Source organism: Streptomyces sp. NBC_00878, assembly GCF_026341515.1.
Classification (GTDB): Bacteria; Actinomycetota; Actinomycetes; order Streptomycetales; family Streptomycetaceae; genus Streptomyces.
On sequence record NZ_JAPEOK010000001.1, the window covers coordinates 8,216,108 to 8,242,654 of the forward strand.

21 protein-coding genes and 1 pseudogene are annotated in these 26,547 nt (G+C 69.4%); 10 read left to right on the forward strand and 12 right to left on the reverse strand.

The window, feature by feature from the left end:
• Positions 1-53: 53 nt before the first annotated feature.
• Positions 54-515 (forward strand): DoxX family protein, encoded by a 462-nt coding sequence (locus OHA11_RS35620; RefSeq protein WP_266503352.1) that lies wholly within the window; start codon positions 54-56, stop codon positions 513-515.
• A gap of 162 nt (positions 516-677) precedes the next feature.
• Here the strand turns inward: OHA11_RS35620 and OHA11_RS35625 are convergent, their stop codons facing one another.
• Positions 678-1,256, reverse strand: coding sequence for an RNA-binding S4 domain-containing protein (locus tag OHA11_RS35625; RefSeq protein WP_266503353.1), 579 nt, complete (start codon positions 1,254-1,256; stop codon positions 678-680).
• A gap of 68 nt (positions 1,257-1,324) precedes the next feature.
• Here OHA11_RS35625 and OHA11_RS35630 point away from each other — a divergent pair, with 68 nt between their 5' ends.
• Positions 1,325-2,050, forward strand: a complete 726-nt coding sequence (locus OHA11_RS35630) for a uracil-DNA glycosylase (RefSeq protein ID WP_266503354.1) — start codon at positions 1,325-1,327, stop codon at positions 2,048-2,050.
• Positions 2,051-2,080: 30 nt separating this feature from the next.
• Positions 2,081-3,097: a prolyl aminopeptidase gene (gene pip, locus OHA11_RS35635; protein WP_266503355.1), complete on the forward strand. Its 1,017-nt coding sequence runs from the start codon at positions 2,081-2,083 to the stop codon at positions 3,095-3,097.
• Here the strand turns inward: pip and OHA11_RS35640 are convergent.
• The gene (locus tag OHA11_RS35640; RefSeq protein WP_266503356.1) at positions 3,094-3,501 is read right to left on the reverse strand and encodes a (2Fe-2S) ferredoxin domain-containing protein; all 408 of its coding nucleotides are present in this window, start codon (positions 3,499-3,501) and stop codon (positions 3,094-3,096) included. The genes pip and OHA11_RS35640 overlap by 4 nt on opposite strands.
• Positions 3,498-4,229: a GntR family transcriptional regulator gene (locus tag OHA11_RS35645; protein ID WP_266503357.1), complete on the reverse strand. Its 732-nt coding sequence runs from the start codon at positions 4,227-4,229 to the stop codon at positions 3,498-3,500. The genes OHA11_RS35640 and OHA11_RS35645 overlap by 4 nt, the downstream gene beginning before the upstream one ends.
• Positions 4,230-4,445: 216 nt before the next feature.
• On the opposite strand from OHA11_RS35645, the gene OHA11_RS35650 reads away from it, so the two are divergent.
• Positions 4,446-5,957, forward strand: a complete 1,512-nt coding sequence (locus OHA11_RS35650; protein ID WP_266503359.1) for an NCS1 family nucleobase:cation symporter-1 — start codon at positions 4,446-4,448, stop codon at positions 5,955-5,957.
• 2 nt (positions 5,958-5,959) lie between these two features.
• Positions 5,960-6,676, forward strand: a complete 717-nt coding sequence (locus OHA11_RS35655; RefSeq protein WP_266503361.1) for an aspartate/glutamate racemase family protein — start codon at positions 5,960-5,962, stop codon at positions 6,674-6,676.
• A gap of 238 nt (positions 6,677-6,914) precedes the next feature.
• Here the strand turns inward: OHA11_RS35655 and OHA11_RS35660 are convergent, their stop codons facing one another.
• The 3 genes from OHA11_RS35660 to OHA11_RS35670 all read right to left on the reverse strand — a co-directional run bounded on the left by OHA11_RS35660 (position 6,915) and on the right by OHA11_RS35670 (position 9,515).
• The gene (locus tag OHA11_RS35660; protein ID WP_266503362.1) at positions 6,915-7,526 is read right to left on the reverse strand and encodes a gamma carbonic anhydrase family protein; all 612 of its coding nucleotides are present in this window, start codon (positions 7,524-7,526) and stop codon (positions 6,915-6,917) included.
• Between the two features lie 9 nt (positions 7,527-7,535).
• A complete protein-coding gene (locus OHA11_RS35665; RefSeq protein ID WP_266503364.1) occupies positions 7,536-8,123 on the reverse strand; it encodes a RidA family protein in 588 nt (195 codons plus the stop codon).
• A 222-nt stretch (positions 8,124-8,345) separates the two neighbouring features.
• Positions 8,346-9,515 (reverse strand): asparaginase, encoded by a 1,170-nt coding sequence (locus OHA11_RS35670; protein WP_266503366.1) that lies wholly within the window; start codon positions 9,513-9,515, stop codon positions 8,346-8,348.
• Positions 9,516-9,817: 302 nt separating this feature from the next.
• On the opposite strand from OHA11_RS35670, the gene OHA11_RS35675 reads away from it, so the two are divergent.
• Positions 9,818-10,969 carry a peptidoglycan recognition family protein gene (locus OHA11_RS35675; protein WP_266503368.1) on the forward strand — a complete coding sequence of 384 codons (1,152 nt, stop codon included), beginning with the start codon at positions 9,818-9,820 and terminating at the stop codon, positions 10,967-10,969.
• A gap of 277 nt (positions 10,970-11,246) precedes the next feature.
• On the opposite strand, the gene OHA11_RS35680 is transcribed toward OHA11_RS35675, so the two are convergent.
• Positions 11,247-11,768 (reverse strand): AAA family ATPase, encoded by a 522-nt coding sequence (locus tag OHA11_RS35680; RefSeq protein ID WP_266503370.1) that lies wholly within the window; start codon positions 11,766-11,768, stop codon positions 11,247-11,249.
• Positions 11,769-11,935: 167 nt separating this feature from the next.
• Between OHA11_RS35680 and OHA11_RS35685 the strand changes: the two genes are divergently transcribed.
• Together OHA11_RS35685 and OHA11_RS35690 are read left to right on the forward strand one after the other, a co-directional pair.
• Entirely contained in the window at positions 11,936-12,367 is a 432-nt protein-coding gene (locus OHA11_RS35685) for a hypothetical protein (RefSeq protein ID WP_266503372.1), read from the forward strand.
• A 177-nt stretch (positions 12,368-12,544) separates the two neighbouring features.
• Positions 12,545-12,706, forward strand: a pseudogene (locus OHA11_RS35690) (nucleotidyltransferase domain-containing protein); the annotation flags it as partial.
• A 56-nt stretch (positions 12,707-12,762) separates the two neighbouring features.
• On the opposite strand, the gene OHA11_RS35695 reads toward OHA11_RS35690, so the two are convergent.
• The 3 genes from OHA11_RS35695 to brxD form a co-directional block, all read right to left on the reverse strand.
• The gene (locus tag OHA11_RS35695; protein WP_266503374.1) at positions 12,763-12,897 is read right to left on the reverse strand and encodes a hypothetical protein; all 135 of its coding nucleotides are present in this window, start codon (positions 12,895-12,897) and stop codon (positions 12,763-12,765) included.
• Between the two features lie 76 nt (positions 12,898-12,973).
• Positions 12,974-15,109, reverse strand: coding sequence for a DEAD/DEAH box helicase (locus OHA11_RS35700; protein ID WP_266503376.1), 2,136 nt, complete (start codon positions 15,107-15,109; stop codon positions 12,974-12,976).
• Complete coding sequence (gene brxD / locus OHA11_RS35705; protein ID WP_266503378.1) at positions 15,106-16,437, reverse strand: BREX system ATP-binding protein BrxD; 1,332 nt, start codon at positions 16,435-16,437, stop codon at positions 15,106-15,108. The genes OHA11_RS35700 and brxD overlap by 4 nt, the downstream gene beginning before the upstream one ends.
• A 215-nt stretch (positions 16,438-16,652) precedes the next feature.
• On the opposite strand from brxD, the gene OHA11_RS35710 reads away from it, so the two are divergent.
• A complete protein-coding gene (locus OHA11_RS35710) occupies positions 16,653-18,461 on the forward strand; it encodes a DUF262 domain-containing protein (RefSeq protein WP_266503380.1) in 1,809 nt (602 codons plus the stop codon).
• 17 nt (positions 18,462-18,478) lie between these two features.
• Positions 18,479-19,531 (forward strand): CBS domain-containing protein, encoded by a 1,053-nt coding sequence (locus OHA11_RS35715; RefSeq protein WP_266503381.1) that lies wholly within the window; start codon positions 18,479-18,481, stop codon positions 19,529-19,531.
• A 73-nt stretch (positions 19,532-19,604) separates the two neighbouring features.
• Here OHA11_RS35715 and pglZ read toward each other — a convergent pair whose 3' ends face one another.
• Together pglZ and OHA11_RS35725 are read right to left on the reverse strand one after the other, a co-directional pair.
• The gene (gene pglZ, locus OHA11_RS35720) at positions 19,605-22,514 is read right to left on the reverse strand and encodes a BREX-2 system phosphatase PglZ (protein WP_266503382.1); all 2,910 of its coding nucleotides are present in this window, start codon (positions 22,512-22,514) and stop codon (positions 19,605-19,607) included.
• Between the two features lie 10 nt (positions 22,515-22,524).
• Positions 22,525-26,469, reverse strand: a complete 3,945-nt coding sequence (locus tag OHA11_RS35725) for a phage resistance protein (protein WP_266503384.1) — start codon at positions 26,467-26,469, stop codon at positions 22,525-22,527.
• Positions 26,470-26,547: the final 78 nt, after the last annotated feature.

Sequence of the window (26,547 nt, forward strand, 5' to 3'; positions counted from 1 at the left end):
GGCGGGTCCATCTCTGTGACAGCGACGTGCACCGCTTCACACAGGAGACCCTCATGTCCGAGCCCACCCTTCCCGCCACCGCAGGCACCGTTACCGCAGGCACGGTCATCGCCGAGTCCGCGACCGCTCGTGGCCGTCGTGCCCGCCTCGGTCTGCGTGGCCTGCAGATGATGCTCGCCCTCTTCTACGCGTTCGCCAGCGCGCTGCCCAAGCTCATCGCGCACCCCTCGGCGGCCGAGATGTTCGACGAGATGGGCTGGGGCAGCGCGGGGATGTACAGCATCGGTGTGCTCGAACTGGCGGGTGCCGTCGCGCTGTTGATCCCGGTGCTCTCGTCGGTGGCGGCGGTGTCGCTGAGCGCGCTGATGGTGGGCGCGTTCGTCACCCAGGTCACGGTGTTCGGAGGGGAGAACGCGGCGACCCCGCTCATCCTGATAATTCCGCTGGCGCTGATCGCTTGGGCACGGCGGAGGGATGCCGCCGGGTTGCGGAGGCTCGTTCGCGGACGGTCTTGAGGGGGCGGGGTTCGGACGGCGTGGTCCGGCGTGGTCCGACGTGCTGTGGCACTATGCGGCTCCGCCGCGCGGACGCGACCAGTCGCGCGCGGACGCGACCAGTCGCGCGCGGACGCGACCAGCCGCAGGCGGCCCGGACACGTCACACTCGCCCTGTCAGGGTCAGGACGTAGGTGCCCCGGGGCCGCCGTCAGGGGTCCCGAGTCCCCGTAGACGTTCCAGCTCGCGCCGGTCCCGCTTGGTGGGGCGGCCCGCGCCGCGGTCGCGGATGCCCGCCGGGGCGACGGCCTCGCGGGGCGGGGGCGGGGGACTGTTGTCCACGTAGCACTCCGCCGCGACCGGGGCCCCGACCCGCTTGCGGATCACGCGCTTCACGACGACGACCCGCTCATGGCCCGCGTGCCGGAGCCGGACCTCGTCGCCGACGCGGACGGCGTACGCGGGCTTGACGCGTTCGCCGTTCACGCGGACATGGCCTCCGCGGCAGGCGGTGGCACCCATCGAACGGGTCTTCACGAGGCGAACGGACCAGATCCAGCTGTCGACGCGCACGGTCTCACCGTTCGCGGGCGAGGCCGCCTTCGCGACGGCCACGGCGTCGTCGGAGCTTCCGGTGCCAGTGCCAGTGCCAGTGCCAGTACCAGTGCCAGTGCCGGTGTCGGCACCCGTGGTGGTGGCGGTGCCGGCGCCAGTGTCCTTGCCGGTCCCGTCCTTGCCGTTGCCCTGTGTCCCTGAACCCATGGTCCGACCTTAGTCCTCGGCGGGCGGGCAGCCGGAAGCGTTTTTTCGCCGGGCATACCGTGGGGGACATGGAGCAGGAGCGCAGCCTGGTCGGGCTGGACGAGCGGATCGCCGAATGCCGGGCCTGCCCCCGTCTGGTCGAGTGGCGGGAGGAGGTGGCCCGGACGAAACGGGCCGCCTTCGCGGACTGGACGTACTGGGGCCGCCCGGTGCCGGGGTTCGGGCCGCCGGACGCCTCCTTGCTGGTGGTCGGGCTCGCGCCCGCGGCGCACGGCGGGAACCGGACCGGGCGGATGTTCACGGGAGACCGGTCCGGGGACGTGCTGTACGCGGCGCTGCACGATGTCGGGCTGGCGTCCCAGCCCACGTCAGTGAGCAGCGACGACGGGCTGACCCTCTACGGCGTACGCGTCACCTCGCCCGTGCACTGCGCGCCGCCCGCCAACAAGCCGACGCCCGAGGAACGGGACACCTGCCGGCACTGGCTGGTGAGCGAGCTGCGGCTGCTCCGGCCCACCCTCCGCGCGGTCGTCGTGCTGGGTGCCTTCGGCTGGCAGGCCACGCTGCCCGCGTTCGCCGAGGCGGGGTGGACCGTGCCCCGGCCCCGGCCGGCCTTCGCGCACGGGGCCCGGGTCACACTGGACGGCCCGGACCGACCGCTGGAACTCTTCGGATGCTTCCACGTCAGCCAGCGCAACACCTTCACGGGTCGGCTCACCCCCGAGATGCTGCGGGACGTACTGCGTACGGCGGCGAAGGCGGCGGGGCTGCCGACGCGGGCACACGAGGGCTAGGGTCGCGCGAACAGGGTTAGGGTCGTGCGAATGGGCCTGTATCCGGAGATCGAACCGTACGACCACGGCATGCTCGACGTCGGTGACGGCAACCGCGTGTACTGGGAGGTGTGCGGGAACCCGCGGGGCAAGCCCGCGGTGATGCTGCACGGCGGTCCGGGCTCCGGATGCACTTCTCACTCCCGGCGCTACTTCGACCCGGCCGCGTACCGCATCGTCCTGCTCGACCAGCGTGGCTGTGGACGGTCGACGCCGCACGCGAGCGCGTACGAGACGGACATGAGCGTCAACACGACGGCGCATCTCATCGGGGACCTGGAGCTGCTGCGGTCCCATCTGGGTATCGGCGAGTGGCTGGTGTGGGGGGTGTCGTGGGGTTCGGTGCTCGGACTGCGGTACGCGCAGACGCATCCGGACGCCGTGTCCGAGCTGGTACTCGCGGGCGTGGCCACCGGGTCGAGCGGTGAAGTGGCTCTCCTGACCAGGGGACTTGGGAAGATCTTCCCCGAAGCCTTCGAGCGGTTCCTCGCCGAACTCCCCGAGGGCGAGCGTGACGGGAACCTCGCCGCCGCGTACAACCGGCTGATCGAGTCACCCGACCCGGATGTACGGGCCCGGGCCGCGCGGGCCTGGACCGACTGGGAGACGGCGTTCCTTCCAGCGCCTCCGCGGTCGGTGCCGCGCTACGAGGACCCGGTTTTCCGCATGGCCTTCGCCCGCACGGTCACCCACTACTTCGGCAACGACCATTTCCTCGGCGGCGGCGACCACCTCGTCGGTGGTGACCAGGCCGTCGTCCTCCGCGACGCCCCGCTGCTCAAGGACGTCCCCGGCACCCTCGTCCAGGGCAGCCTCGACTTCGGCAACCTTCTCGGCATCGTGTGGCGTCTCCATCACGCCTGGCCCGGCAGCGAGTTGGTCGTCGTCGACGACGTGGGACACAACGCGGGCGCGCCTGGCATCGTGGACGAACTGGTCGCGGCCACCGACAGATACGCGTCCCGGCAGAGGCAGAGGCAGAGGCAGAGGCAGAGGCTGACCGACTAGCGTCGTGCCCGGTCCCGTTCGCCCGCCGATTGCACGAACTGCAGCTCAAGGGTGGCCGGGGGAGGAGCGATACCGGGGCCGCCGGCTTCCGCCCAGCGCAGTATCTCGTCGGTGCAGTCGTCGCCCATCGACCAGCCGACCCAGACGGGCCGGCCGCCTCGCCTGCGGCCCTCGCCCGACGGCTGTACGACGATGATGTTGGCCTGGTCGCAGGGGCCGAGGCAGTCCGTCGTACGGACCGCGAGGTGGCCGCCGGAGGCCTCGGCCGCGGCGCGCAGCCGGTCCAGCTGCCATTCGTGGTCGTCATCCGGGTACTTGCGCGCGTCGCCACAGCAGCAGCCGCGGCAGACGATGAGCGTGCAGGGACGGGTCCTCGCGGCACCGATCGCCGTACGGACGGTCACGCTTCTCCCTCGGAGGCGGAGCCGGAGTTGGAGTTGGCATCGGCATGGGAGGCGGGGCCAGGGCCGGGGTTGGTGTCGCTGTCGCTGTCGCCGAAGAGGTGGCGGACCGTCGAGCGGTAGTTGGCCTGTACGTGGGCCAGGGCGTGGGCGCGGGCCCGCTCGCGGTCGCCGGAGGCGATGGCCGCGTACAACTCGCGGTGTTCGGTGAGGAGTTGGGGCCACTCCTCGTTCTGGCGGGTGAGCCAGCGCAGGCGGCCGTCGACCGGCTGCATCACGGAGATCAGCAGGCTGTTCCCGGCCATCGCCAGGATCCGGTTGTGGAAACGGGTGTTGATGTCGGTGATCGCCTCCGCGTCGTCCGCGCGGGTCGCGTCCGCCGCACGGTCGAGGAGCTCCTCCAGCTCGGCGAGATCGGCCCGGGTGGCGCGCTGAGCGGCCAGCCCGGTGGCGTACACCTCCAGGGCCTCGCGCAGTTCGAAGAGTTCCGCGACGTCCGTCGGGGTCAGGCGGCGTACGACCGTGCGGCGCGGGGTCTCGAAGAGGACGAAGCCCTCGGCGACCAGGGCCCGGATCGCCTCGCGGACCGGTACCCGGGAGACCCCGAACCGCTCGGCCAGCTCGCGTTCGACCAGCCGGTCGCCGGGCAGCAGCCGCCCGGCGATGATCTCCTGCCGCAGTGAGCTGAGCACCCGCTCACGCACCGCCCCCAGCGGTTCCACCGTTGTCATGGGTCCATCCTCGCCGAACCCGGGACTGTTTTACCGAGCCGTAACCGTACGGACACGGCCGGAAGTCGTCGGCGGCGGGACCATGACCTCAGTTTGGTATACCAAAGCTGCTAAGCAGACACCGCTCCCCCGTCCCCTCACCACCACCCCTCGCCCCCTCCCTCACTCCCTCCCTCCCCCGCAGTCCTCCCGCCGTCCCTCGCTCATGGAGGCCTTGTGTCCCTCGCCGATCCAGCCACAGCCACCGGCACGCCGGCGTTCGTCCCCGACCCCCGGCTCACCAACGAAGACCTCGCCCCCGCGGGCAAGCGCAACTGGAAGGTCTTCGACCTCTTCGCCATGTGGATGTCCGACGTCCACAACCTCGGCAACTACACGTTCGCGGCGGGCCTGCTGGTCCTCGGCATGAACGTCTGGCAGATCTTCACGTCGCTGCTCGTCGGCTTCGTGCTCATCTACGCCGGCATGAACTGGATGGGGAAGATCGGACAGCGCCACGGCGTGCCCTTCCCTGTCATCAGCCGCATCAGCTTCGGCGTCTGGGGCGCCAACATCCCGGCCCTGATCAGGGCCGTCATCGCCATCATGTGGTACGGCATCCAGACCTACCTGGCCTCCGTCGCCGTCAACATCATGCTGCTCGCGGCCTGGCCCGGCCTGGAGTCCTGGACCCACAGCTCCTTCCTCGGCCTCGACGCGCTCGGCTGGGTGTCCTTCCTCTCGCTGTGGCTGCTCCAGGCGCTCATCATCAGCCAGGGCATGGAATCCGTACGGAAGTTCCAGGACTTCTGCGGTCCGGCCATCTGGCTCGTCATGATCGCTCTGGCGATCTGGATCCTCGCCGAGGCCGACTGGACCATCTCGCTCACGACGACTCCGAACCCGGTCTCCGTCGGTGAGCAGTGGCGGCAGTGGTTCGGTGCGATCGGGCTGATCCTCGCCACGTACGGCACGCTGATGCTCAACTTCTGTGACTTCTCGCGCTTCGCGCCCGACTACAAGACGGTCAAGCGTGGCAACTTCTGGGGCCTGCCCATCAACTCGACCGCGTTCGTGGTCGTCTCGGTCATCGTGACGGCCGGCTCGCTGGAGGTGTTCGGCAAGGCCATCACCGACCCGGCCCACCTCGTCGCCGAGATCGGCAACACCTGGATCCTGGTGCTGGGCGCGCTGACCTTCGCCATCGCCACCATGGGCGTCAACATCGTCGCCAACTTCGTCTCGCCCGCGTACGACCTGGCCAACGTCTGGCCGCAGAAGATCACCTTCAAGGTCGGCGGCATGATCAGCACGGTGGCCGCGCTGGTGGTGACGCCGTGGAACCTCTTCTCCAACCCCACCGTCGTCCAGTACTTCCTCGGTGGCCTCGGCGCCTTCCTCGGCCCGCTGTTCGGTGTGATCATGCTCGACTACTTCTGGGTCAAGCACGGCCGCATCGACGTCGACGAACTCTTCAACGCCGAGCCCGGATCGCGTTACTACTACCGCAAGGGCGTCAACCCCAAGGCCCTGTGGGCGTTCCTGCCCGCGGCGGCGGTCTCGGCGGTACTCGCCCTGGTGACGACGTTCAGCGAGGTGGCCCCGTACTCGTGGTTCATCGGGACGGCGTTGGCGGCCGGACTGTACGCGATCCTGTGCCGCTCCGAGCGCGCCGCGGCCCCTTCCCCTGCCTCTGACACCGAGCCGGGTCCGACTCCCACTCCCACTCCCGCTCCTGCGCAGGGCTGAGCGTGCGGATCGTTGTCACCAACTGCAACACGACGCAGGGGATGACCGAGGAGATCGTGCGAGGTGCCCGGGCCGCCGCCGGCCCGGGCACCACCGTGCTCGGACTCACTCCCGCCTGGGGACCGGAGTCGGCCGAGGGCTGGCTCGACAGCTATCTGTCGGCGGCCGCCGTCATCGACACCCTGCGGACGTACGGTGATCCGTACGACGCCGTCGTCATGGCCGGGTTCGGGGAGCACGGGCGCGAGGGCGTACGGGAACTCGTGGACGTACCCGTCGTCGACATCACCGAGGCGGCCGCCCATCTGGCGTGCCTGCTCGGGCGGCGGTACGGCGTCGTCACCACGCTGGAACGGTCGGCCGGGCAGATCGAGGACAGCCTGTACGGGGCAGGGGTGGCCCAGAACTGCGCCGTTGTCGTGGGCACGGGGCTCGGCGTCCTCGACCTCGGCGACCCGGAACGTACGGAAGCGGCCTTCGTCGCCGCCGCCGAACGGGCCCGGGACGCGGGCGCCGAGGTCCTGGTGCTCGGGTGCGCCGGGATGACAGGGCTGCAGCGGGCGGTGGGGGGCAAGCTGGGGCTGCCGGTCGTCGACGGGGTGGGCGCGGCGGTGAAACTCGCCGAGTCGCTGGTGTCGCTCGGACTCACGACGAGCCGGGCGGGGAGCTATGCCAAGCCCCTGCCGAAGCGGCGGACTTGGGGGCCGCGGCCGGACTGATGCCCCTCGGCACATGGTGGGGCGGACCGGCCGCCGGGCGGGCCGCGCCCGGACGTCAACCACGCGGGATGCCAGTCGGCCGGATGTCAGCCGGGCCGGGGTGCCAGCCGGGCCGGGGTGCCAGCCGGGCGGGGGTACCAGCCGGGCGGGGGTGCCAGCCGGGCCGGGATGCCAGCCGGGCCGGGACGTCAGCTGGGCCCGGACGTCAGCCGGGCCCGGACGTCAGTCGGCCGGGACGTCAACCGGCCGAGGGGTCGTCCAGGACGCGGTCCTCGGCGTGTGCGCCGAAGTAGTCCGCCTGCCGGGCCATGATGTCGCGCATGGAGGTGCCGCGGGGGACGCCGTACACCGTGCCCGGGAAGTCCAACTCCCTTTGCACCTCCCACAGTTCGTCATGCTGACCGGGTGCGAAGAGCTGGGCCTCCGGTGCCCCGGCGGCGATCCAGCCGATGGGTACGACCATGCCGGGCGGCAGGACCGAGTTGACTTGGAGCACGCTGTTGATCCGCAGCTCCGAACCGGCGCCCGCGACGGCTCCGGGGAAGGCGGAGGCCCCGGTGGCCACGAAGACCTCGTCCTCGATCCGGGCTCCGGTGACGTGGGCGTGCGGGCCGATGAGTACGGCGTTGCCGATGAGCGCGGGGTGGCGGCGCCGTCCCCGTACGAGCGCGTTCTCCATGATGACGACGTCCGCGCCGGTCCGTACCTCCCCGTCCTCCGCGGTGAGTACGGCGCCGTGCAGGACCCGGGCGCGCTCGCCGAGGGTGACGGCGCCGCAGAGGACGGCGGTCGGCGCCACGTACGCGGAGGCCGGGACGACGGGGCGCTGCCCACGGTGTTCGATCAGCATGAGGGGACTCTAGGCCTGGGCGGAGCCGCTGGACCCGCTGGAGCCGCTGGACCCGCTGGACCCGCTGGACCCGCGGGAGTCGCTGGACCCGCTGGACCCGCGGGAGTCGCTGGACCCGCTGGACCCGCGGGAGTCGCTGGACCCGCGGGAGTCGCTGGACCCGCGGGAGTCGGCGGAGCCCGTCGCGTCGGGGTCGAGGTCCGGGATCACGGCTGTCGCCGTGATCTCCACGAGCTGGCCCCTGTAGCCGAGGCAGGAGACGCCGACGAGGGTGGAGGAGTGCGGGCCCGTGCTGAGGCGGGAGGCTTCCACGACGTCCCACACCTCGGAGAGCATCGCGGGGTCACTGCTCACGACATACACGTCGGTGTACGCGACGTACTCGAAGTCGCTGCCGATCGCCCGGAGTTGTTCGCCGAGGTTCGCGATCACGCGCTCGGCCTGTCGTACGGGGTCGCCCGGGCCGACGAGTTCGCCGTCGTCGTTGAGGGGCACGGATCCGGCGAGGAAGGCGAGGTGCGTGCCCGCCTCGACCACGGAGGCGTGGGAGTAGACGGGCGGCGTGAACAGGGTGGGGACGGTGACGCGCTTCAGCATGGGTGGCCTCCCGCGGACTGGTCCGACCGGGCGCACTGGCCGCGCCGGCCGGACTCGTCGGACTGGACGGTGGGTGTCGAGGGACAACCCGCCGATGATGCGGCCCCGGCCCGCGGGGCCGCATCCGAATATCCTCCGCGTGTCCTCCGTGTGTCCCCCGCGAGGGGTAACCGTCCGCCGTCAGAGGTCAGCCGTCGGCCGTCAGAGGTCAGCCGTCGGCCGTTACTTGGTGGTGAACTGCGCCGTCCCCAGCGTCGCGAACCACTCCCGTATCTGCTTCTCGTCCTTCGTCGCCGCGAGCGAGAGGAGCAGCAACAGCCGGGCCTTCTGCGGGCTCAGGTCCTCGGCCTCGATGACGCCGGTGGTGGCGCCCGTGCCGTACACCGCGCCCGATCCGGTGCGGGTGGTCGACGCGAACGTGACCCCCTTCTTCACCGCGTCCGTCCGCGCGGTCGACATCGCGGGCGAGATGCCCCCGGCGCCCGTGCCCGCCGTCACGACCCCCTTGGCGCCGCCGTCCGCGAAGGCCTTGATCGCCTCGCCGCCCGCGTCCTGGTACGAGTACGCGATCTCCACCTTAGGCAGCAGCTTGCTCTCCTCCTTTGTCTTCTCCTTCGTCTTCTCCGTGGTGCTCACCCTGCCGACGATCCGGTCCAGATCGAAGGGCGTACGCCAGCTCGCCTTGCCGCACTTCTGGACGCGGGCCGGTGCCCGGTTGAGCCGGATGTTGTCCTGGTCGACGGCGCCGAGCACCCCGGAACGTCCGCTCTCGAAGGTGTCCATGCGCAGTGCGTTGGTCTTGCGGACTTCTCGCGCGGCCTGGATCTCGTCGTTGAGCATGACGACGGTCCCGTAGCACTTGGTCTTGCGGCTCGCGGCGAGCTTGATGGCGTTGTAGAGGTTGGCCGGCGCGTCCGTGCCGATGACGGTCCACGGTCGCATCGACCCGGTGAGAACGACCGGCTTGTCGCTGCGCACGGTCAGGTCGAGCCAGTACGCGAACTCCTCCATCGTGTCCGTGCCGGTGGTGACGACGACGCCGTCGTTCTTCTTCAGCGCGGCGTCCACGGAGGCGGTGAGCCTGCGGTAGTCCGCGATGGTGTACGCGCTCGACCCCTTGTTCCCGAACTGCTCGGTCGTCACCTTGGCCAACCCGTCCACCTCCGGCCGCAGTTCGCCCACCATCTTGGAGATCGCGAGCTGCCCGGACTGGTAGTCCTGGAACGAGACACGGGTCTTGCTGACCCCGGATATGGTTCCGCCCGTGCCGATCACCGCCACGTCGGGCAGGCCCTTCTTCTCGTCGGCGTGGGCACTTGCGCCGGCCAGCGAGATTCCCGCGGCCACGGCGAACGAACAGAGCAGGGCAGTTGTACGGTGGGTGATCTTCACGGGTGGCACGGCTCCTTGCGGGTCGGCGATCAGCGCTCGCCAGCCGACCGTAGGAAACGGTGTTTTCCCGGGCGTTGCGTGTCCGTGTCAATCACTGTTGTGCGGGAGTCATGGGGGAGTGATGGGGGAGGAGGGTGAGGAGTGAATCCTGGGATTTTATTGGGGGATGCGGACGGTGCGGGTGACTTGAACCCCTAGGCTCCGTTGAGACTTCAAGCATGGCTGGCGTGTGGGCCTCGTACGCCCTGCCGCCGTCAGGAACGACCAGGAACGACCAGGAATACCTAAGGAACCCCCTCCCCATGACAGTTCCCCCCAACCCCACGCCCTCCTCCCCCACGCCTCACCGCGCCCGGTCCCGCGTCACGCGGCGTGGTCTGATCGGTGCGGCGGGCGCGGTCGCGGCGGGTGCCGCGCTCACCCCCGTGGTGATGGCCAACACCACCTCGGACGCGCCCGGTTCGGACACGACCGACTCCGAGCCCGGTACGACCACCGAGACGTTTCCCAAGACCCGCGCCAAGCAGGCCACGGGCGAGGCGCCCGTCGAAGCCGCCTTCCCCATCGGCTACGTGGGCGTGACCTGGGCCGGCACCCGTGAGGTCACCGGCGGCGGCATCCGACTGACCGACGCCGACGGTGGCCAGGGCGTCTGGAAGTCCCTGAGCGGCAGCGGCTGTTCGGACAGCAACGGCGGGGCGCTGCTCATCCCCGCCGATCAGGCCGCGGGCTACGAGCTCAAGGCACCGGACGGATCCACCAGCCTGCGCTCGGTGGCCATCGACACGACACAGGGCCCGAGCCGCAAGGTGGCTGTTCCGGCGGACACGACCCGGGTGCGCGGCGTCGCCTACCTTCCCCGCGCAGCCTGGGGCGCGGACGAGAAGCTCCGCTTCAAGCCGGACGGCACGGAGAACTCGCCGACGGCGTACTACCCGTTCCAGACGCTCACGGTCCACCACACCGCCGGCGTCAACGACGACCCGGACCCGGCCGCCACGGTGCGTGCGATCTACCAGCTCCACGCGATCACCAACGACTGGGGCGACATCGGCTACCACTTCCTCATCGACGAGAAGGGCACCATCTACGAGGGCCGTTACTCGGGCGACGACGGCATCCCGGGTCACGACCCGGACGGCAAGGTCGTGACCGCCTTCCACACCGGCGGCTTCAACTCGGGCAACCTCGGCATCGCCCTCCTCGGCAACCTCGTGGACCGGAGCCCGACCGACGCCGCCCGCGAGTCCCTCACCCGCCTGGTCCGTGCCGTGACCCGCTTCCACGGGGTCGACCCCGAGGCCCAGGTCACGTACACCAACCCGGTCAACGGCACCAAGCGGGACGTCAACGAGATCAGCGGCCACCGCGACTGGATGGAAACCGAGTGCCCGGGTGACGTGATGTACGGGGAGCTCGCGACGCTGCGGAAGGCAGTGGCGGGCAGCAGCTGACCCCCCTGGACTGCGCCTGCACTGCCCCTGGACTGTCACCTGCACTGCTCCTGCTCTCCCCTTGAGCTGCTGTCCCCGTACGCAATACGTCCGCTGGGCGCGGGCGTTCGGGATCACTCCCATCGGAGTGTCCGCCCGACTGTGCGTACGGGGACGGGGCCGGTTCCGGCGCTGTGTACGGCTGAGCGCGCGCCGTAGGGAGCGGGGGCAGGGGCGCAGGGGCATGGGCAGGGGCTCGGAGCGGGGGCGGTCCCGTCTCACGTGCGGCGGGCGGACCTCAGCTCCTGACGGCCTCCGCGATCTGCTGGGCGGCCTGGGCGGGCGTGAGGTGCGTGGTGTCGACGACCTTGGCCTCGCTGTGCAGCCACGTGCGGGCCGCCTCGGCGTAGGGCTCAAGGTATTGGAGACGGAACGGGGAGTTGGGGCCAAGAGTGTCGCCCGCGATGCGCCCGCGGAGGGTGTCCTGGTCGGCATGGAGGACGAAGTGCCGTACGGGGATGGCATGTTGGGCGAGGCCGGCGCTGATCTCGCGCCAGTACTGCTCGACCAGGACCGTCATGGGCACCACCAGAGTGCCGCCGGCGTAGTCGAGTACGCGGCGGGCGGTCTCCACGACGAGCGGCCGCCACGGCGGCCAGTGCTGGAAGTTGTCCGTCTCGGGCAGCCCCGGCGTGATGTCCATGAGTGTCTCGCCGACCTTCTCGGCGTCGAACACCCGTGAATCCGGGATCAGTTGCTGCACGAGTGGACTGGTCGTCGTCTTGCCCGCGCCGTGGGTACCGTTGAGCCATACGATCACAGCACCCGACCCTAGCGCTGTGCGGGCCGCGGGAACGGGCACGGCAGAAATCCGGTAGGGCTTGGGCGTTTCGCAGGGCGGCGTCAACAACCAGGAGGCTGCTGTGCGGGGGCGTTGTCGGTCGGTCCGGCTACCGTGGATCTCGTACCTGAGACGAAGGGGGCCCGATGGACGCGGAGTTGACGGCTCTGGCGGCAGCCGGAGCGACGGCGCTCGTGCAGCAGATGGTGACGGACGGGTGGGAGAACGTACGGGATCGGGTCGTCGCCCTCTTCTCCCGGGGACGTGACGAAGAGGCTGTAGTAGGCGAGTTGGAGGAATCCCGGACCGATCTCGTCGCCGCGCTGGACGTCGAGGACGGGGAGGCCGCGGCAGACGTCCAGGCATCCTGGCGCACCCGCCTCCGCCGCACACTGCGCGACAACCCCGCGGCAGCCGCGGAACTCCGCGCACTGCTGGACGAGTTGACGCCGCCATCCGGGGCCCCCGAGCGCGGCTCCGTCCACAACACGATCAGCGGCGGTGTGCAGCACGGCACGGTGATCCAGGCGCACACGGTCGGCGACCTGACGATCGGGGAGCCCCCGCGGCGGACGTGACACGCCCGTCTGGGGCGAGGCCCGGAGCGATGCCGCGATGCCCTGTGATGAGCGACCTGCCGTGACTGCCTGGTGGACGACCGTCCAACCGCTGTGAGTGATTGCTCTGTGAGTAGGCACCGCCTATGAACGACCGCGCTTTCCTCGACGCCGTCACCGACCGCCTGGCCGCCCTCCCTCTCCGAGATCGGCGGCTGGGGCGGCGGCGTCTTCAACGGTGGCGCGTGGCTGACGATCGACGGCCGCCGCGTCGACATCCACTACCGGGACCTGGACGTCGTCGAACACGAGCTGGGGGAGGCGGCGGACGGCCGCTTCCATGTGGAGCCCCTCCTCTTCCCTCGCCTACGCCAAGCCCAACCCCGCCCCGCAACCCCCCCGTTTCGTCTGCTGCCTCATGCGAGGGCGTCGGCCTCGGAGTCGTTGCTGAAGATCCCCATGGTGTCGTCGGGCGCGGAGCCGTCAGCGTCATCCGGTGACACCCAGAAGAGAAGTGTCTGCTGGCTCGTGTGTTCCGTGTGCTGACCCATGAGCTTCCCCTGTTTTCTTGAGCGGCGGTGCACCAACTCCAGATCGACATGGGAAAGGGGGTGCGACAGTCGACGGTCATGGCTCGGAAGTGAAGCGTACGGGCGCTGTCAGTGCGGCCGTCGCACCTTCAAGGTCCGCGAGACGGGCGGCGAGTGTGGCCTCCGCGAGCCGTTGGGGCAGAGCGACACTGAACTTGAGGCCGGTCAGTGCGCGTTCGTCGACTGCTGGGAGGCACAGCTGTTCACCAGCCGCAGACTTGGCTTTGCTCCACTCCTCCGCGGTCAGGTCCTCGCGCAGCCGGAGGTATGCGTCGGTGGGGCGCTGTAGAGGATCAGCGATGCCGGAGAGTGTGGCGGCAAGGGTGGCATTGGCTCGGTAGCCGGCCCAGGTCCACCAACGCACATTCGTGTCGCGCCCGCCCCGCACGATCACCGTGCCGTCGGAGTGCACTACTTCGGCGCCGGCCTCCCGGATCTGGGCGAGGGCACCCGCGGCACGCCGGGTGAGTTCCACAGGAGGAATCACGCCGAGCAGAACTTCTCGCGCTGCTTGCGTGAGCTCGTACGAAGCGGTGCGGAAAAGGCCGAACCCACCCCAACGGGCTCTGCCGCCTCCCTCCACGGGCTCGACGAAGCAGCGGCGCCGTGACCAGTCGATGTAGGTCACCTGCCAGCTGCGTCCTGCGAGCAACAGCCGTCGAGGGCCGGCGACTTCCTGGGTCAGCAGGACAGGGTCCGTTGTGCCGATCTCGGTCCGGCCCGACAGCACTGTGAACTCCGGCGCCGCGGTGAACACGGCGGTGAGATCCATGAAGTGCCGGTAGCCGAAGCGGCGTTCTGCCTCAGGACCGATGAACAGCATGCCGCCGTCCCGGTCCAGGTAGCCCTCGTCCAGCAGATGGCGCACGATCGGCTCGGCAGCGGGACCGAAGGGGCCGATTCCGCCCCACCACTCCCGCCACAGCTGGTCGCCGACCCGGTGCTCCTGGAGACAGAGTGCGAGGATTTGCTGAGCGACGATGTGCCGCGGCTCCGGAGGCGCCACGACCGGCTCCACCCAACCGCGTGACCACAGGAGCAGAAGCGCCGCCGCTGCAAGCAGGCCGGCTTCGTCGAGGGCCAGGAACAGGCAGTTGCGCATCGAGCCGGGTCGTCGGCCGGTTCGGCCCAGGCGCTGCAAGAACGAGGCGACCGTACCGGGCGCGTCGATCTGGATGACTCGGTCCAAGTCGCCGACGTCGATGCCCAGTTCGAGTGTGCTGGTGGACACGATCACGCAGTCGCGCGCCTCGGCGAAAGCTTCCTCGGCCCGGCGCCGCTCGTCGGTGGACAACGACGCGTGGGAGAGGAAGGTGGCCACGCCCTTGGCGCGCAGACTCGCGCCGAGTTCCTCGACCTGTCTGCGCGACTCGCAGAAGACCAGCCGTTTTTCACCGTGGTGGAGGGCTGCGATCACCGTTGCCGCATTGGCCAGTGAGCCCACGTAATCGAGCTGTACATCCCCTGGCGGTGGCAGGACCGGTGACTCGTCCCGCAGGTGCGGGGCAATGACATGTGCCGTGCGCTTTCCGGCGCTCGACCCCTGCAACCAGCTCAGCAACTGCTGTGGATTTCCCACCGTCGCGGAGAGTCCGATCCGCTGTACCGGCCGCTTGACCACGCGTTCCAACCGTTCCAGCACCGCCAGCAGATGCCAGCCCCGGTCGTCGCCGGCGAATGCGTGCACCTCGTCCACCACGATGGCGCGCAGCCCCGAGAAGAAAGCCCGGTGGTCGACATTCACGCTGACTAGCATCGCCTCCAGAGATTCCGGAGTGGTCAGCAGCACATCGGGGCGCTCCCGCAGGATCAGTTTGCGGCGGGACTGGCCGACGTCGCCGTGCCAGAGCGCGGCTGTGCGCCCCAGCCAGGAGGTGTATGTCTCAAGCCGCGGAAGCAGGTTGTTGAGCAGTGCCTTGAGCGGGCACACGTACAGCACCGAAGTGCCAGTCCAGTTCTCCTGCGCCATCCTCGACAGCAGTGGGAAGGCGGCGGCCTCGGTCTTCCCGCCCGCGGTAGGGGCGAGCAACACGGCGTCCGAGCCGTCGAGCAAAGGCGTGATCGACTCTTCCTGGAGCGGACGCAGGCCCTGCCAGCCCAGAGAGTTGACGATGTGGTGGATCAGGCCGGGGTGCAGTCGATCAAGCGGATCCGGGGCCCCGGGCACCGTCACGGCAGCTCCAGCTCGATGTCGTCGGGGCTTGCTGCCGCGTTGCGCTCGATCTCGTTCAGCTCTCCCGAGTTCAGGGTCAGCGCGTAGTGACTACGGGGATCGAAGTCATTGAACTGGTCGACGCGATCGAGGACGTCACCGACAAGTTTCTTCAGGAACAGCCGTGGTGCCACCCCTGCCTTTCCGCCGAGTGCCCCGCCGACGGCTTTGGCCAGATCGGCGATGTACGCCTCGTCCACAACAGCCTTGACGCGCTCGGGTGACGAGGCGCCCTCCGCGTAGATATCGCGGATGGTGATACCCAGGCTCACGAGGGAGTCCAGTGTGAAGCCCGACAGCCGCAACTGCACAGCGCGGGGATTGTCGAACCGGGGGTCGGTCGTGAAGTCGGTGGCCAGCCGCTGAGCGAGCGGAGCGAGGCGTTGCACGCCCTGCTGGCCGTCGAAGAACGCAGGGGTCCCGGTGATCAGCAGATACAGACCCGGGAAACGTCCGGAGTGCACCTCGTCGATGAGCTGCCGCAGGGCGTTGAGCGCTTTGTCGCGTGCGTCGGAGCGGACTCGCTGCAGTGTTTCCACTTCGTCCAGTACGAGGACGAGGCCCACATGGCCCGAGTCGCGCAGCACGGTGAGCAGCCCCTGCAGAAAGCCCAGGGCGCCGAAGTGGTCGAGGTCACCGCGGACGCCGGCAGCCCTGCGTGCGGAGGCGGCGACGTGTGGCTGTCCTCCCAGCCAGGCCATGACGGCTGAGGCGGTGGCTTCGTCGCCTGAGGTGAGGGCGGCGCGGTAGCCGCGGAGCGCGGTCGCGAACGAGGGCGCGTGCCGGGACACTTCGGTGAGTCGAGTCGTCATCAGCTGTTCGACCCTGGTGGAGAGGTCCTCTTCCGCGGCACCGTCGGCGAGTGCGTCCTCCTCCAGGGTGTAGAACCACGAGTCCACGACGGGTCGCAGCGCGCTCGGCGGGAATCCGGAGGTGGCCAGTCGTTCGGTGAGGCGACGGTAGACGGTCTCCAGCTTGTGCAGAGGTGTCTCGGTCTCCGAGATCTGGACCTCGGCGACGGCGAAGTTGAGCCGTTTGGCGCGCTCGCCCAGCCACCGCGCGAAGAAGGTCTTGCCGGATCCGTACTCGCCACGCACCGCCTTGAAGACGGAAGCCCCCGACTTCACCGCGTTCAGCTCGGAGTCCAGTGCGGTCTCGAAGCGGTCCAGGCCCGTGGCCAGCAGGTCCAGCCCGCGCTCGGGGACAGCCCCTCGTCGCAGAGCGTCGATCACGTCGCGGCGCCGGGCGGGACTGACGAGGGGGGCTCGATCTGGGCGGTCTGTGCTCACGTCGCCAGTCTTCCATCCGGTCGGTGTCGTGGCGTACGGACTTGCAGGTCGTTCTCTGTGGACTCCTACGCCTCGTACGCTCCGCTCGTGCACTCTGAGTGGCTGGAATTGTTCGGTGTGTGAGGGGAGGTGGGTGAAAACCTTGACGTCCGTTTGATCACCTTGGTGCAATCGTCAGCTACATCGTTCAGGCATGAGCCGGGGGAATACGCAGCGTGGCGCTCGACAGTCCAAAGCTCAAAGATGTCCTCAAGGACGTTGCGTCCGGGGTGCTGCAGCTTCCGGATTTCCAACGCGAGTGGAAATGGGACGACGAGCGGATCAGAGCGCTCATCGCAACCGTGACGATGGACTATCCGCTCGGTGTGGTGATGACGCTCGAGACGGGTGGAACGTCCCCGTTCAGGGCCCGCACGCTGAAGGGTGCGGAGGACGCGGACGGCAGGGGCCCCGACCTTCTCCTTCTGGACGGTCAGCAGCGGCTGACATCACTGTTCCAGGCGCTGCACCGGGAACATCCGGTGGAAACGGTCGATGCCCGGAACAAGAACCTCCGACGCTGGTACTACATCGACATCGCCAAGGCGGTCGGATCGCCCGCGGACCGTGACGACGCGGTTGTCTCCGTGCCCGAGGAGCGGATCCTCAAGTCCAACTTCGCGCGCCGGGTCGTTCTCGACCTCAGTACGACGGAACTCGAGTGTGCCGCAGGGTATTTCCCGCTCCATCTCGTGTTCGACATCCAGCGGATGAACGCCTGGCACAAGGCGTTCGTGAAGCTCGACGAGGCCAACTGGGACCTCTGGTCGCAGTTCGAAGAACTCGTTCTGAACAACGTGCAGTCGTTCCAGGTCCCGATGATCAAACTCGCGGCCTCCACCACCATGGACGCGGTGTGCGCCGTGTTCGAGCGGGTGAACACCGGCGGGGTCCCGCTGAACGTCTTCGAGCTGTTGACCGCCACGTACGCGGGCAATCAACAGCACATCGTGGAGACAGGTGAGTACTACCGGCTTCCCGAGGAGTGGCAGCGGATCAAGACGGGCCTGGCATCGGCCTACCCCGTCCTGGGCCGTCTGGAGGCCGGCCTGGAGGACGGGCTGATCAGCAGTGACTTCCTGCAGGCCGTGGCTCTGGTCCGCACCTGGGAACGCAAGCGGGACCGTCCTGGGGCCGCGGTGTCCTGTAAGCGACGTGACCTGTTGGAACTGCCGCTCGCCGACTTCCAGCGGCTGGCGCCGCGCGTGGAGCAGGCATTCGCCTGGGTGGGGGCGTTCCTGGAGCAGCAGTGCATCGTCCGTGCGTCCGACCTGCCCTATCGCACACAGCTTGTACCGCTGGCAGCCGTACGGGCCATTCTCGGTGAGGAGGCGGGTGGTCCGGGTGACGACGAGCGGATCGCTCACTGGTACTGGTGCGGTGTGCTGGGCGAGATGTACGGCGGGTCGACGGAGAGCCGGTTCACCCGTGATGTGGAGCAGTTGATCGGCTGGATCAAGGGTGAGGAGGGGGTCATTCCCGACACGGTCGCGGAGGCGGCCTTCCTCTCCGACCGGCTCGACACGCTGACGACCCGCAACAGCGCGGCATACAAGGGGATCTACGCGCTGCTGGTCAAGCAGGGTGCGGTGGACTGGTACTTCACCGAGGCTCCGCTCAATCCGGCCCGGCTCGTCGAGCACAATGTGGAGGTCCGGCAGATCTTCCCCAAGGCGTGGATCGCCAAGAACAGTTCGAGCCACGCCGCGCACGCGAGCTCGATCGTCAACAAGACCCCTCTGTCTCTCCGGGCGAGCCGCAGCATGACAGGGGCTCCCTCCTCCTATCTCAAACCGCTCATCCTCGAGTCGGGTATGCGCCCTGAGTGGTTCGACGACGTCATCACCACTCACCTCATCGACCCGTCCGCCCTGCACGACGGCGACTTCGACCGCTTCTACGAGAACCGTGCCAAGCAGCTGCTCGAACTGGTGCGGTCCGCCATGGGCAAGCGCACCGTGTTCCGCACCGCTGAAGGCTGGTGAGCGCTGCCGTGTCACAGATGCCAACCGAGGAGCAGCTTCTCGGCCTGAAGGGCACCATGCTTCCCGTGCCCGATCTCCTCGCGCTTTTCGGCACACGCGTGCGCAACGACCAGACGGTGCTGGACATCTCTCAAGCGCTCAAGACCGTAGGTCTCTCGACGGTTCCGTACTTCGCCACCTGCAACCGCCGAGCGAAGATTCACGTCGTGGCGCTGGCTTCCGTCGTCGAGGAGACCGGGAGTGAGATCGAAGGCGTCGACGCGGACGAGAGCGAAGACGGGTATGGCCTGTCGCAGGGAGCTCTGCCCCAGCGTTCGTTCCGAATCGGCGACATCCCGGGCGCCCTCCACGGCGTCGAATCCGTCACTCCTGACGATCAGTTGACGACGGCGACCTACATCATGCGCACCAAGAACTACTCCCAGCTCCCGGTCCTCGACGGGCACTACACCCTGCGCGGAGTAGTCACGTGGAGTTCGGTGGCCAGGATGTACGAGACCGGTGCCGACCCGATTCTGGCGAACGCCATGGCGGAGCACTGGTCGGTCGCCGAGGCGCACCAGGACTTCTTCTCACTGCTCCCGATGGTCAGCGAACACGGCTATCTCCTCGTACGGGACAGCAGCGGAAAGTTTCGCGGGATCGTGACGGCCGCGGACGTCACCCAGCGCTTCGGCGCGACGGCGTGGCCCTTCTTCGCGGTGGGAGACATTGAGTTCCGCCTGCGCAAGTGCCTCGGTACGAAGCTCGGTCCGGAAGCCATCCTGGCCGTTCAGCCGGATTACAAGCAGACCGGCCAGATCACGGACCTGATGTTCGGCGACTACGTGAAGTTGCTCGACGGGAATCCGAGGAGCGCCAAGCAGAGGGAACAACAGCGCGCGGCCCGAGCGGACCAGAACTGGCTGGACCTCGGCTGGCCGGGAGTGGATCGTGTTCAGTTCGTGCATCAGCTCGACCGGGTGCGCCAGATCCGCAACAAGATCGCGCACTTCGACCCTGATCCGCTGTCGCAGCAACTGACCGACGAACTACGCCAGTTCGTCGGTCTGTTGCGGCAGCTCACCTGAGGCTTTCCGTAGCCTTACGGTTGTTGCCTCTGCTCATGCCTGCCTCTGCCCTGCCCCCTGTACTGCACGCACGTCACCTCAGCCCGAACTGGTCACGCAGCAATCCGGTGTTCAGCCGCAGGGTGCGACCGTCGGGCAGAGTCTCCAGCACCTGCACGCCGTCGTGGTTGAGCAACTGCCGAAGGACGGCCGCGAATCCGTCGGGGCGCTGGGCGGACGACAGGCCGATGCGCTGAGCCAGGGCAGTCATCGGCAGGGTGCCGCGCGCGTCGAGGAGGGCGTGCACGGCTCTCTCCACCCGAGCCAGGTCCGGCTTCCGGGCGAGCAGCTTCACCTGGGTCTCGAAGACCTCGGAGGACAGCAGGCCGCTGACCAACGTGTCGTCCGGTGAGACCAGTTCCGCCGAGAGCAGCGCACCCTCGGTGGAGGGAGCCGGCGCGACCTCGAAGAGCGAATCGTGGCTCTTGGCGAGTTCGGCCTCTTCCTTGGCCCGCCGGGCGGACTTCTTCGGTGGCACCGCGAGGGCCACGGGCTTTGGCGGCTGCTGCGGCTGCTCGGGGGAGTGCGGGGTCAGCGACCACCAACTGGGCTGCTGACTGCCCAACTCGCGCCAGCCCTTCGGCGGTTCCGCGCCGAAGGGCAGGAAAGCCAGCACCGGGATGCTGAACTCGGAGAGGGCGACGCCGCCGTGGTAGCCCGCCTTCTGGGAGGTGTAACGCGAGTCGGCGTCCCACAGGGCGACGACGGAACTGCCCGGATCGGGAGCGAGCACCCGTCGGCCGGAGAGCACGACCTCCGTCTCTGAGAGCGTGCCTCCCGGCAACCGGTGCCGGGCGGATTGCACGCCGTCGGCCTCGACTCTGGTGCCGCGCCGGTCGACGATGTGTCCGTGGTCGCTGGTGAGGAAGACGGCCCGGCCCTGGGTCGCGGCGAACCGCAGCAGTTCCGGCAGCCCCCCGATGTCGGAGAGCCGCCAGGCGCCGTCTCCGAGTTTCTGTTCCTTGCCGAGCCGGTCGTCAATGGTGTTGAGGACCACGGCGACATGCGTGCGGTCGCCGGCGAGTGCCTCGTGCAGCTCGGGTCCGAACGGGTCGCCGCCGCTCTCTCCACGCAGGTCGTCCTTGTGGAAGACCGCGACATCCTGCCCGCCCCAGAAGGGGTGCGCGGGGAACAGCTTCTTCTCGTCGGCCTGTGTGCCCGTCATCGGACGGGCGGCGAACAGAGAGGTACGCGACACGGCTGTGACGGTGGGCAGCAACGCGGCCATCGCCCGACGCTGCGGGGCGTCCTTCGCCTTCGGCAGCGGGTCGTACTCGGCCCAGTGCTCGCGCAGCTTCTCGCCCAGCTCGGCGGCGATCGCCGCGCTCATCCCGTCGAGGACGAGGAGCAGAACGCGGCGCTCCCCGGCCTTCACGACCGGGGCGACGATGTCGGGGAGGAAGGTCTCCACCGTCAGCATCGCTCCACGGTCGTTCTCGTCGGTCGTCCAGGCGGCGAGGGAGCGGGCGAAATGCCGGTCGATGTCGCGACGGCGGGCCCGCACCGAGGCGCAGATGCTGTCGTAGGCGGCCTTCAGCGTGGGATCGGGGTCGCCTCCTGCCTCGATGTGCTCCAGCGCCATGTCCACCCAGCCGGTCTCGGTGGCATGCCGTGCGACTCCGGCCGCCACGTTCGCGCTCTCGGCCACCGGTCCTGTCGCGAGCCACTGCGAGAGCCGCTGGGCCATGCGGGCTCGCTCGATACGCGTGTGCGCGTGGCCTTCCGGGGCGAGCCGGTGGTGGCTGAGCGACTTCACCGACTGCGCGGTCAGCGCCGGGTCGTCGCCCAGCAGCGCCCGGCCGACGGCGGCGAACCGTTCCTCAAGGCCCGCTGCCAGCAACGGACTTGTCCGGGCGGCTTGTTCCGCGCCGAACTGTCGGGCATGGGCGGCCGCACGGTCGAGTACGAAACCGGTGAGCCGACGCGCGGTCGCCGCGGACTCGTCGAGTTCGGAACGGCCGCTCAGCAGCAGCCCCGACACGAACTCCTCGCAGGATCGGCCGAAGGCCGCCGCGTGGGTGTCCAGGGCTTCGCCCCGCGCGGGCAGCTCCTCGCCGAACCAGCGCTCGGCCCGCCCGCGTGCGCGATAGACCTCGGGGTCGGCCGCCGCGTCGGCATGGCCCCAAAGCGCGGCACAGAGCAGACCGAACGCCACGGCGTCCGGCCCGTGTTCGGCGTCGACCAGGGCGAGCAGCGCCCGTCCGGTGGGGCCGGCCTGGTCCTTCTCGGCGAGGAACCGGGCGAGCCCCGCTCGCTCGGGTGCCCGCAGCGCGAGGTAGCGGCCGGGCCCGCCGGGGGCGAGGGACCAGCGCAACAGGGTGGGTACGTCGAGCACGTCGTCGCCTGCCGACGCTGCCAGGTCTCCCGAGTCACGGTCGGGGTCGTACCGTCCGATGCCGAGCCGCCGCAGCGTCAGGGCGGAGAGCGCCTTGCTCCGGGACAGCAGTCCGCCTGCCAGCTGCGGCCAGCGGCCCGGCGGCGTGGCGTCGAGGAGCGCCTCCGCGGCCCAGTTCTCGTCGAACAGCCGACGGTCGGTGTCGATCGCGCCGAACGCCTCGCGTACGACGTCCCAGATGTCGACGGTGTTGACCCGCTGCTTGTGCACCTTGGCCAGCAGGTCGGGACCGAGCTCCGCCTCCTCACGGTCGGTCAGCACCACCAGCACCTCGGGCCCGGTGGCCGCGGGCGCGAGGTGGCCCAGCACCAGTTCGTACACGGCGAGCGGCGAGGGGGCGACCGCGATCAGCGCTTGCCCCTGCTCGCCCCGGGCCAGCTCGGCGGGGCCGTCCCAGGAAGGCGCGGCGCGCAGCAGGACGGCCCGCCGCTTGCCTCCCGACAGGCCGGACTGCGAGGCCAGGTACTGGATGATGGTGGCGGTGTTGAGACGCACCGCGCTCGTGGTCGCCGTAGCGGCCGTCGCGGACGCCGTGGTTGCCGTATTCACTGCGCACGCCTCATTCCACGACCCGCCAGCTGATCTCGATGGTCGCGTCGGGCTCGGACTCCGCCAACGCGGCCAGTTCCGCCCGGAGTTCGGTGAGCACCCGGGAGGCGGTGGTCCGTCCGCTGCCGGAGCGGCGCGGGCGGGCCGGGCCGCCGGGACTGGGGATGGGGTGCGTGGTGGGGACGGGCGGATGGCTGCTGTCGGTGCTCAGGCGCACCGCCTCGGGAGTGGTGAGCGGCCCGGCCGCCGCCTCGGTCTCCGGAGCGGGCCTCGGCCGGGCAGGCGCGGCAGCCGCCTGGCTGCGCTCGATGACCGCCACGATGGAGCGCCGGGCGTCCTGCAACGCGTCCTTGAGGTTCAGCGTGCGCTGGTCGGCGCGAGCCGCTCCCCGCAACGCCTCAAGGACGGCCTCGCCCTGGGGCCCGTAGCTGGGAGCCAGCTTCAGCATGTCCCAGGCGGCCGTCACCAGAGACTTGGCGACGGCGTCCGCCTGCTTGATCGACGCGCCGTAGCGGCCGGCGGGCACCTCCCGCAGATCGAAGGCGGCGAAGGTGGTGATGATCTGCTTGGCCGCCGCGGTGCCGCCCGCCGCGCCCCGGTCGAGGCCGAGCAGTTCGTCGAGCAGGTCGCGCGAGCGCCGGGCCAGCGCGAGCCTGCCGGACTCGTCGGCCCCGTCCAGACCGAGCAGCGCGGAGTGCTTCTCCAACTGCGCGACCAGGTCGGCCGCGTGCGGTTGGAAGGCACGCGCCTGACTGGTGATCTGCCGCGCGAACTGGCTGACCATCGGGCCGCGGCGCAGCTTCGGCGGCTGCTCGCCGAAGATGTCCCAGTACCGCCGTCCGGCTTCCTCCCAGGCCGGCACGTCCGGCAGCGGCTGCGAACGCAGCGCGTCCTGCGGCTTGATCGCCGAGAGTTCGGGCGCCGGGTCGAGCAGCGCGCCGCCCCGCACCCAGACCCGGTCGTCCATCTCGGCGTACGCGGCGACGATCAGGTGGGCGAGGAGCGGTTCGAGCCCCATCGGCTCGGGCCGGTCCAGCCATTCCGTGAGCCGGCCGACACTCAGGTCGCCGGGTCCGCCGTCGGTGCGGATCTGGAGGGCGAAGTGGTCCACCCAGCGGGTGGAGGGCCGGAAGTACGCCTCGGTCTGCCGGCCTAGTCCGAGCGGTGCCGCGATCCGGCGCATCACCGCCCGCTCCTTGCCGTCGACCTCGGTCTGCCGGTCACCGGACTCCACCGCGGCCTTGAAGTTCTTGAAGACGGTCCGTACGTCGCCGGGCCTCACCGCGGTCCCGTTGCCCTCCGGGTCCAGGTCCGGGTGGGCGGGGAACTGGTGGGCGAGCAGCTTGCCCGCCACATGCCGGACCCCGTCGCGCAGCGACTGACCAATGGACACACGGAGGTCGGGGACGTCGGGCAGTGGGTCGAAGTGCTCGGTGAAGGACACGTCGACGTCGCCGGGCTTCTTGTCCGCCAGCCCGTACGCCTGCTTGAAGGCGGCCTGCACCGCCTTGGTGAGGGCGCTGCGCTGCCCTTCGAGGAGTTGCTTGGCCCGCGCGCGGTTGTCGGCGTTGAGGTGCTGGGCGTACACGGTGTCGAAGCGCCGCTCGTCGGCGAGCGCGTAGTAGATGACGACGAGCCGTTGGAAGTCCTGGAAGCGGGCCGCCGACAGGTGGGTGGGGATCCATCCCACGGTCCGGGGCCGGGCGCCGGGCAGCTCGCGCAGGGTCTGCATACGGTTGGCGTCGTCGCGGGGCCCGTACGTGCCCTCGTCGTACGGCAGGTCGATGACGACCCGCCACAAGCCTTCCTGACTGGGGGAGAACTCGTGGTCGGGCAGGCTGTCCCGGTCGGCGATGTTGCCGAAGACGACTTCCACCGTCCGGTTCGAGCCGCGCCAGACGAGGTTCAGCTCGTCGGCGACCAGACGTTCCTGCAGTTCGAGTCCCAGCTCCTCGGCCAGCAACCGCTTGGCGAGGTTGCGGCGGTTGGAGTGGTTGTTGTTGACGTCGGCGTTGGCGAGGACCGAGTCCACGTCCACCCCGGCCAGTTCGAGCCGTACGCCCGGCCTGGTGCCGGTGCCGGTCTCCTTGATCTCGGGGAAGCGCGCCGCCCACTCGCCGACCTTCGCCTTGATGACGCCGACCTCGGCGCCGGGGATCGGGGAGACGACCGAGCCGTGGTTGAGCGCGCCGAGCCGCTGGATCGTCAGGTCCCGCAGCGAGGGAACGCTCGGGGCGAGCGCGGACAGCAGCAGGGTGCACATCAGCCGGTTGTCGCCGACGAAGCCCTTGCACCGGTTGGCGAGTTGCTGGTCGGTGACGGTCTCCCGCCGGTGCCGGTAGCGCTCGACGTCCTCCTCGGTGACCTCGTACGTCGCCAGGAGGTGCGGTCGCAGCTTGGTGCGGTACAGCTTGTCCGCGGCCTGGAACTCCACCTTCAGGCTGTCCACGAACGGCCTGTCGCCGCCGTCCGCGATGACGGGATAGAGGTCGCCGAGCGGGATCAGCTGGTCCAGCGTCGCCTCGTCGCGATGGTCGGCGAGCAACTGGCCCATCAGCTTCAGACCGGTACGGGAGCGCTGCAGCGCGGACGAGATGTGGACGAGGGTGTCCATGAAGGCGGGCGAGAAGGGGTACGTCAGCCGGAACGACGCCTCGTCCGCGCCGGTCGTCCCCTCGTCCGAGCCGAGCAGTACGTCCCAGACCCTCGGCCCGACCCGCTTGATCCTGGTGAACGCCGCCTCCAGCTGAGCGGCGGCCTCCTCGTTCTTCGGTGAGAGGAGACGGGCATGCGCGATCTGTGGAAGATTCCGGTCCTCCAGCGTGATCTTGTCGAAGCGTCCGGAGGCCAGGTTCAGACTGTCCTGGATCGCGGTCTCGGCCGCGCCTGAGGTCTCCTCGCCGACCAGTTCGCGTAGATCTCGCTGGCGGGCGATGAACGACACGATGGGAATGGCCCGCCGTGAGTCGGCGCCCTCCACGAAGTTGGTGATCTTGTCGGCTTCGCGGGAGACGAACCGCTGGTCGTGGATGCGGTTGGCGAGCCACAGGATCAGCTCGTCCATGAAGAGGATGAGCCCGTCGTAGCGGAGCGACTTCGCGTGCTCGGCGATCACGGCGAGGCCGGCGTCCAGTGAGATGAACCCGTGTTCGTCCTCGGCGGCGTTCTTGGCGAAGCCCGGGAACCAGGTCGCGGCGGCATCGTGCACGAGTTTGGCACGCAACTCGGCAGGAGCGCTCGGGTTGACCAGGTCCAGGTTGACCTCGCCGCCGTCGAGTTCCTCGGCGGCGAGCGCGGTGTCGAGGAGCGCAGAGGTCCACTCGAACTCGTCGCCCCAGTCGTCGTCCTCGTCGACGACGACACCCGCCCCGCCCGCGGAACCGGCTCCGCCGAGCCCCTCGATGAACTTCTCGTCGCCCATACGGACCCGGTGCGACCGGATGTCCTCGAAGAGCGAGTCCGTCCGGTACACCTGCGGGGTCGGCGCCTCGGGGTGGAGCTTCCTGACGTGACTGACGTATCCGCCGAGGACTCGCTGCTCCAGGGACTTCGCACCGAGCATGTGGTACGGCACGAGCAGGAACCGCTTGTGCTCGGTGTTCAGCCACTCGTGCTTGCCCAGCACCGGATCGAAGTCGGTACGCGCGCGTGCCGCCTGGTCACCCCTGAGCAGAGCATGCAGTACGGCCATGAAGTGCGACTTACCGGAACCGAACGAGCCGTGCAGATAGGCGGCCTTCGATGTGTGCCCGTCGAGGGCGGCCTTGATGAGCCCGAGGGCGTCGTCGAAGTTCTCCAGCAACCGCTCGGTGACGACGTAGTCCTTGAGCGCGCGGGCCGCACCCTCCTCGGAGACCGCCTCGGCGAGCTTCAGGACGAAGTCGGAGGTCGAGATGGATGTCTTGATGTCGATGACATCGCGGAGGAGGGGGGCCGTGGCGGCGGTCGGGGCCATCTCTGTCTCGCGTCTCCTGATTTCCGTGTCCTGCATGCATCTGCGTCCACCGGGCAGCGCGGTGCGTCCCCCGTCGAC

What these genes read in the sequence shown, in the direction of transcription:
- OHA11_RS35620 (WP_266503352.1), top strand. Translation starts at nt 54, where the DNA reads ATGTCCGAGCCCACCCTTCCCGCCACCGCAGGCACCGTTACCGCAGGC.
- OHA11_RS35625 (WP_266503353.1), bottom strand. Translation starts at nt 1,256, where the DNA reads ATGGGTTCAGGGACACAGGGCAACGGCAAGGACGGGACCGGCAAGGAC.
- OHA11_RS35630 (WP_266503354.1), top strand. Translation starts at nt 1,325, where the DNA reads ATGGAGCAGGAGCGCAGCCTGGTCGGGCTGGACGAGCGGATCGCCGAA.
- pip (WP_266503355.1), top strand. Translation starts at nt 2,081, where the DNA reads ATGGGCCTGTATCCGGAGATCGAACCGTACGACCACGGCATGCTCGAC.
- OHA11_RS35645 (WP_266503357.1), bottom strand. Translation starts at nt 4,229, where the DNA reads ATGACAACGGTGGAACCGCTGGGGGCGGTGCGTGAGCGGGTGCTCAGC.
- OHA11_RS35660 (WP_266503362.1), bottom strand. Translation starts at nt 7,526, where the DNA reads ATGCTGATCGAACACCGTGGGCAGCGCCCCGTCGTCCCGGCCTCCGCG.
- OHA11_RS35665 (WP_266503364.1), bottom strand. Translation starts at nt 8,123, where the DNA reads ATGCTGAAGCGCGTCACCGTCCCCACCCTGTTCACGCCGCCCGTCTAC.
- OHA11_RS35675 (WP_266503368.1), top strand. Translation starts at nt 9,818, where the DNA reads ATGACAGTTCCCCCCAACCCCACGCCCTCCTCCCCCACGCCTCACCGC.
- OHA11_RS35685 (WP_266503372.1), top strand. Translation starts at nt 11,936, where the DNA reads ATGGACGCGGAGTTGACGGCTCTGGCGGCAGCCGGAGCGACGGCGCTC.
- OHA11_RS35695 (WP_266503374.1), bottom strand. Translation starts at nt 12,897, where the DNA reads ATGGGTCAGCACACGGAACACACGAGCCAGCAGACACTTCTCTTCTGG.
- OHA11_RS35715 (WP_266503381.1), top strand. Translation starts at nt 18,479, where the DNA reads ATGCCAACCGAGGAGCAGCTTCTCGGCCTGAAGGGCACCATGCTTCCC.
- OHA11_RS35725 (WP_266503384.1), bottom strand. Translation starts at nt 26,469, where the DNA reads ATGGCCCCGACCGCCGCCACGGCCCCCCTCCTCCGCGATGTCATCGAC.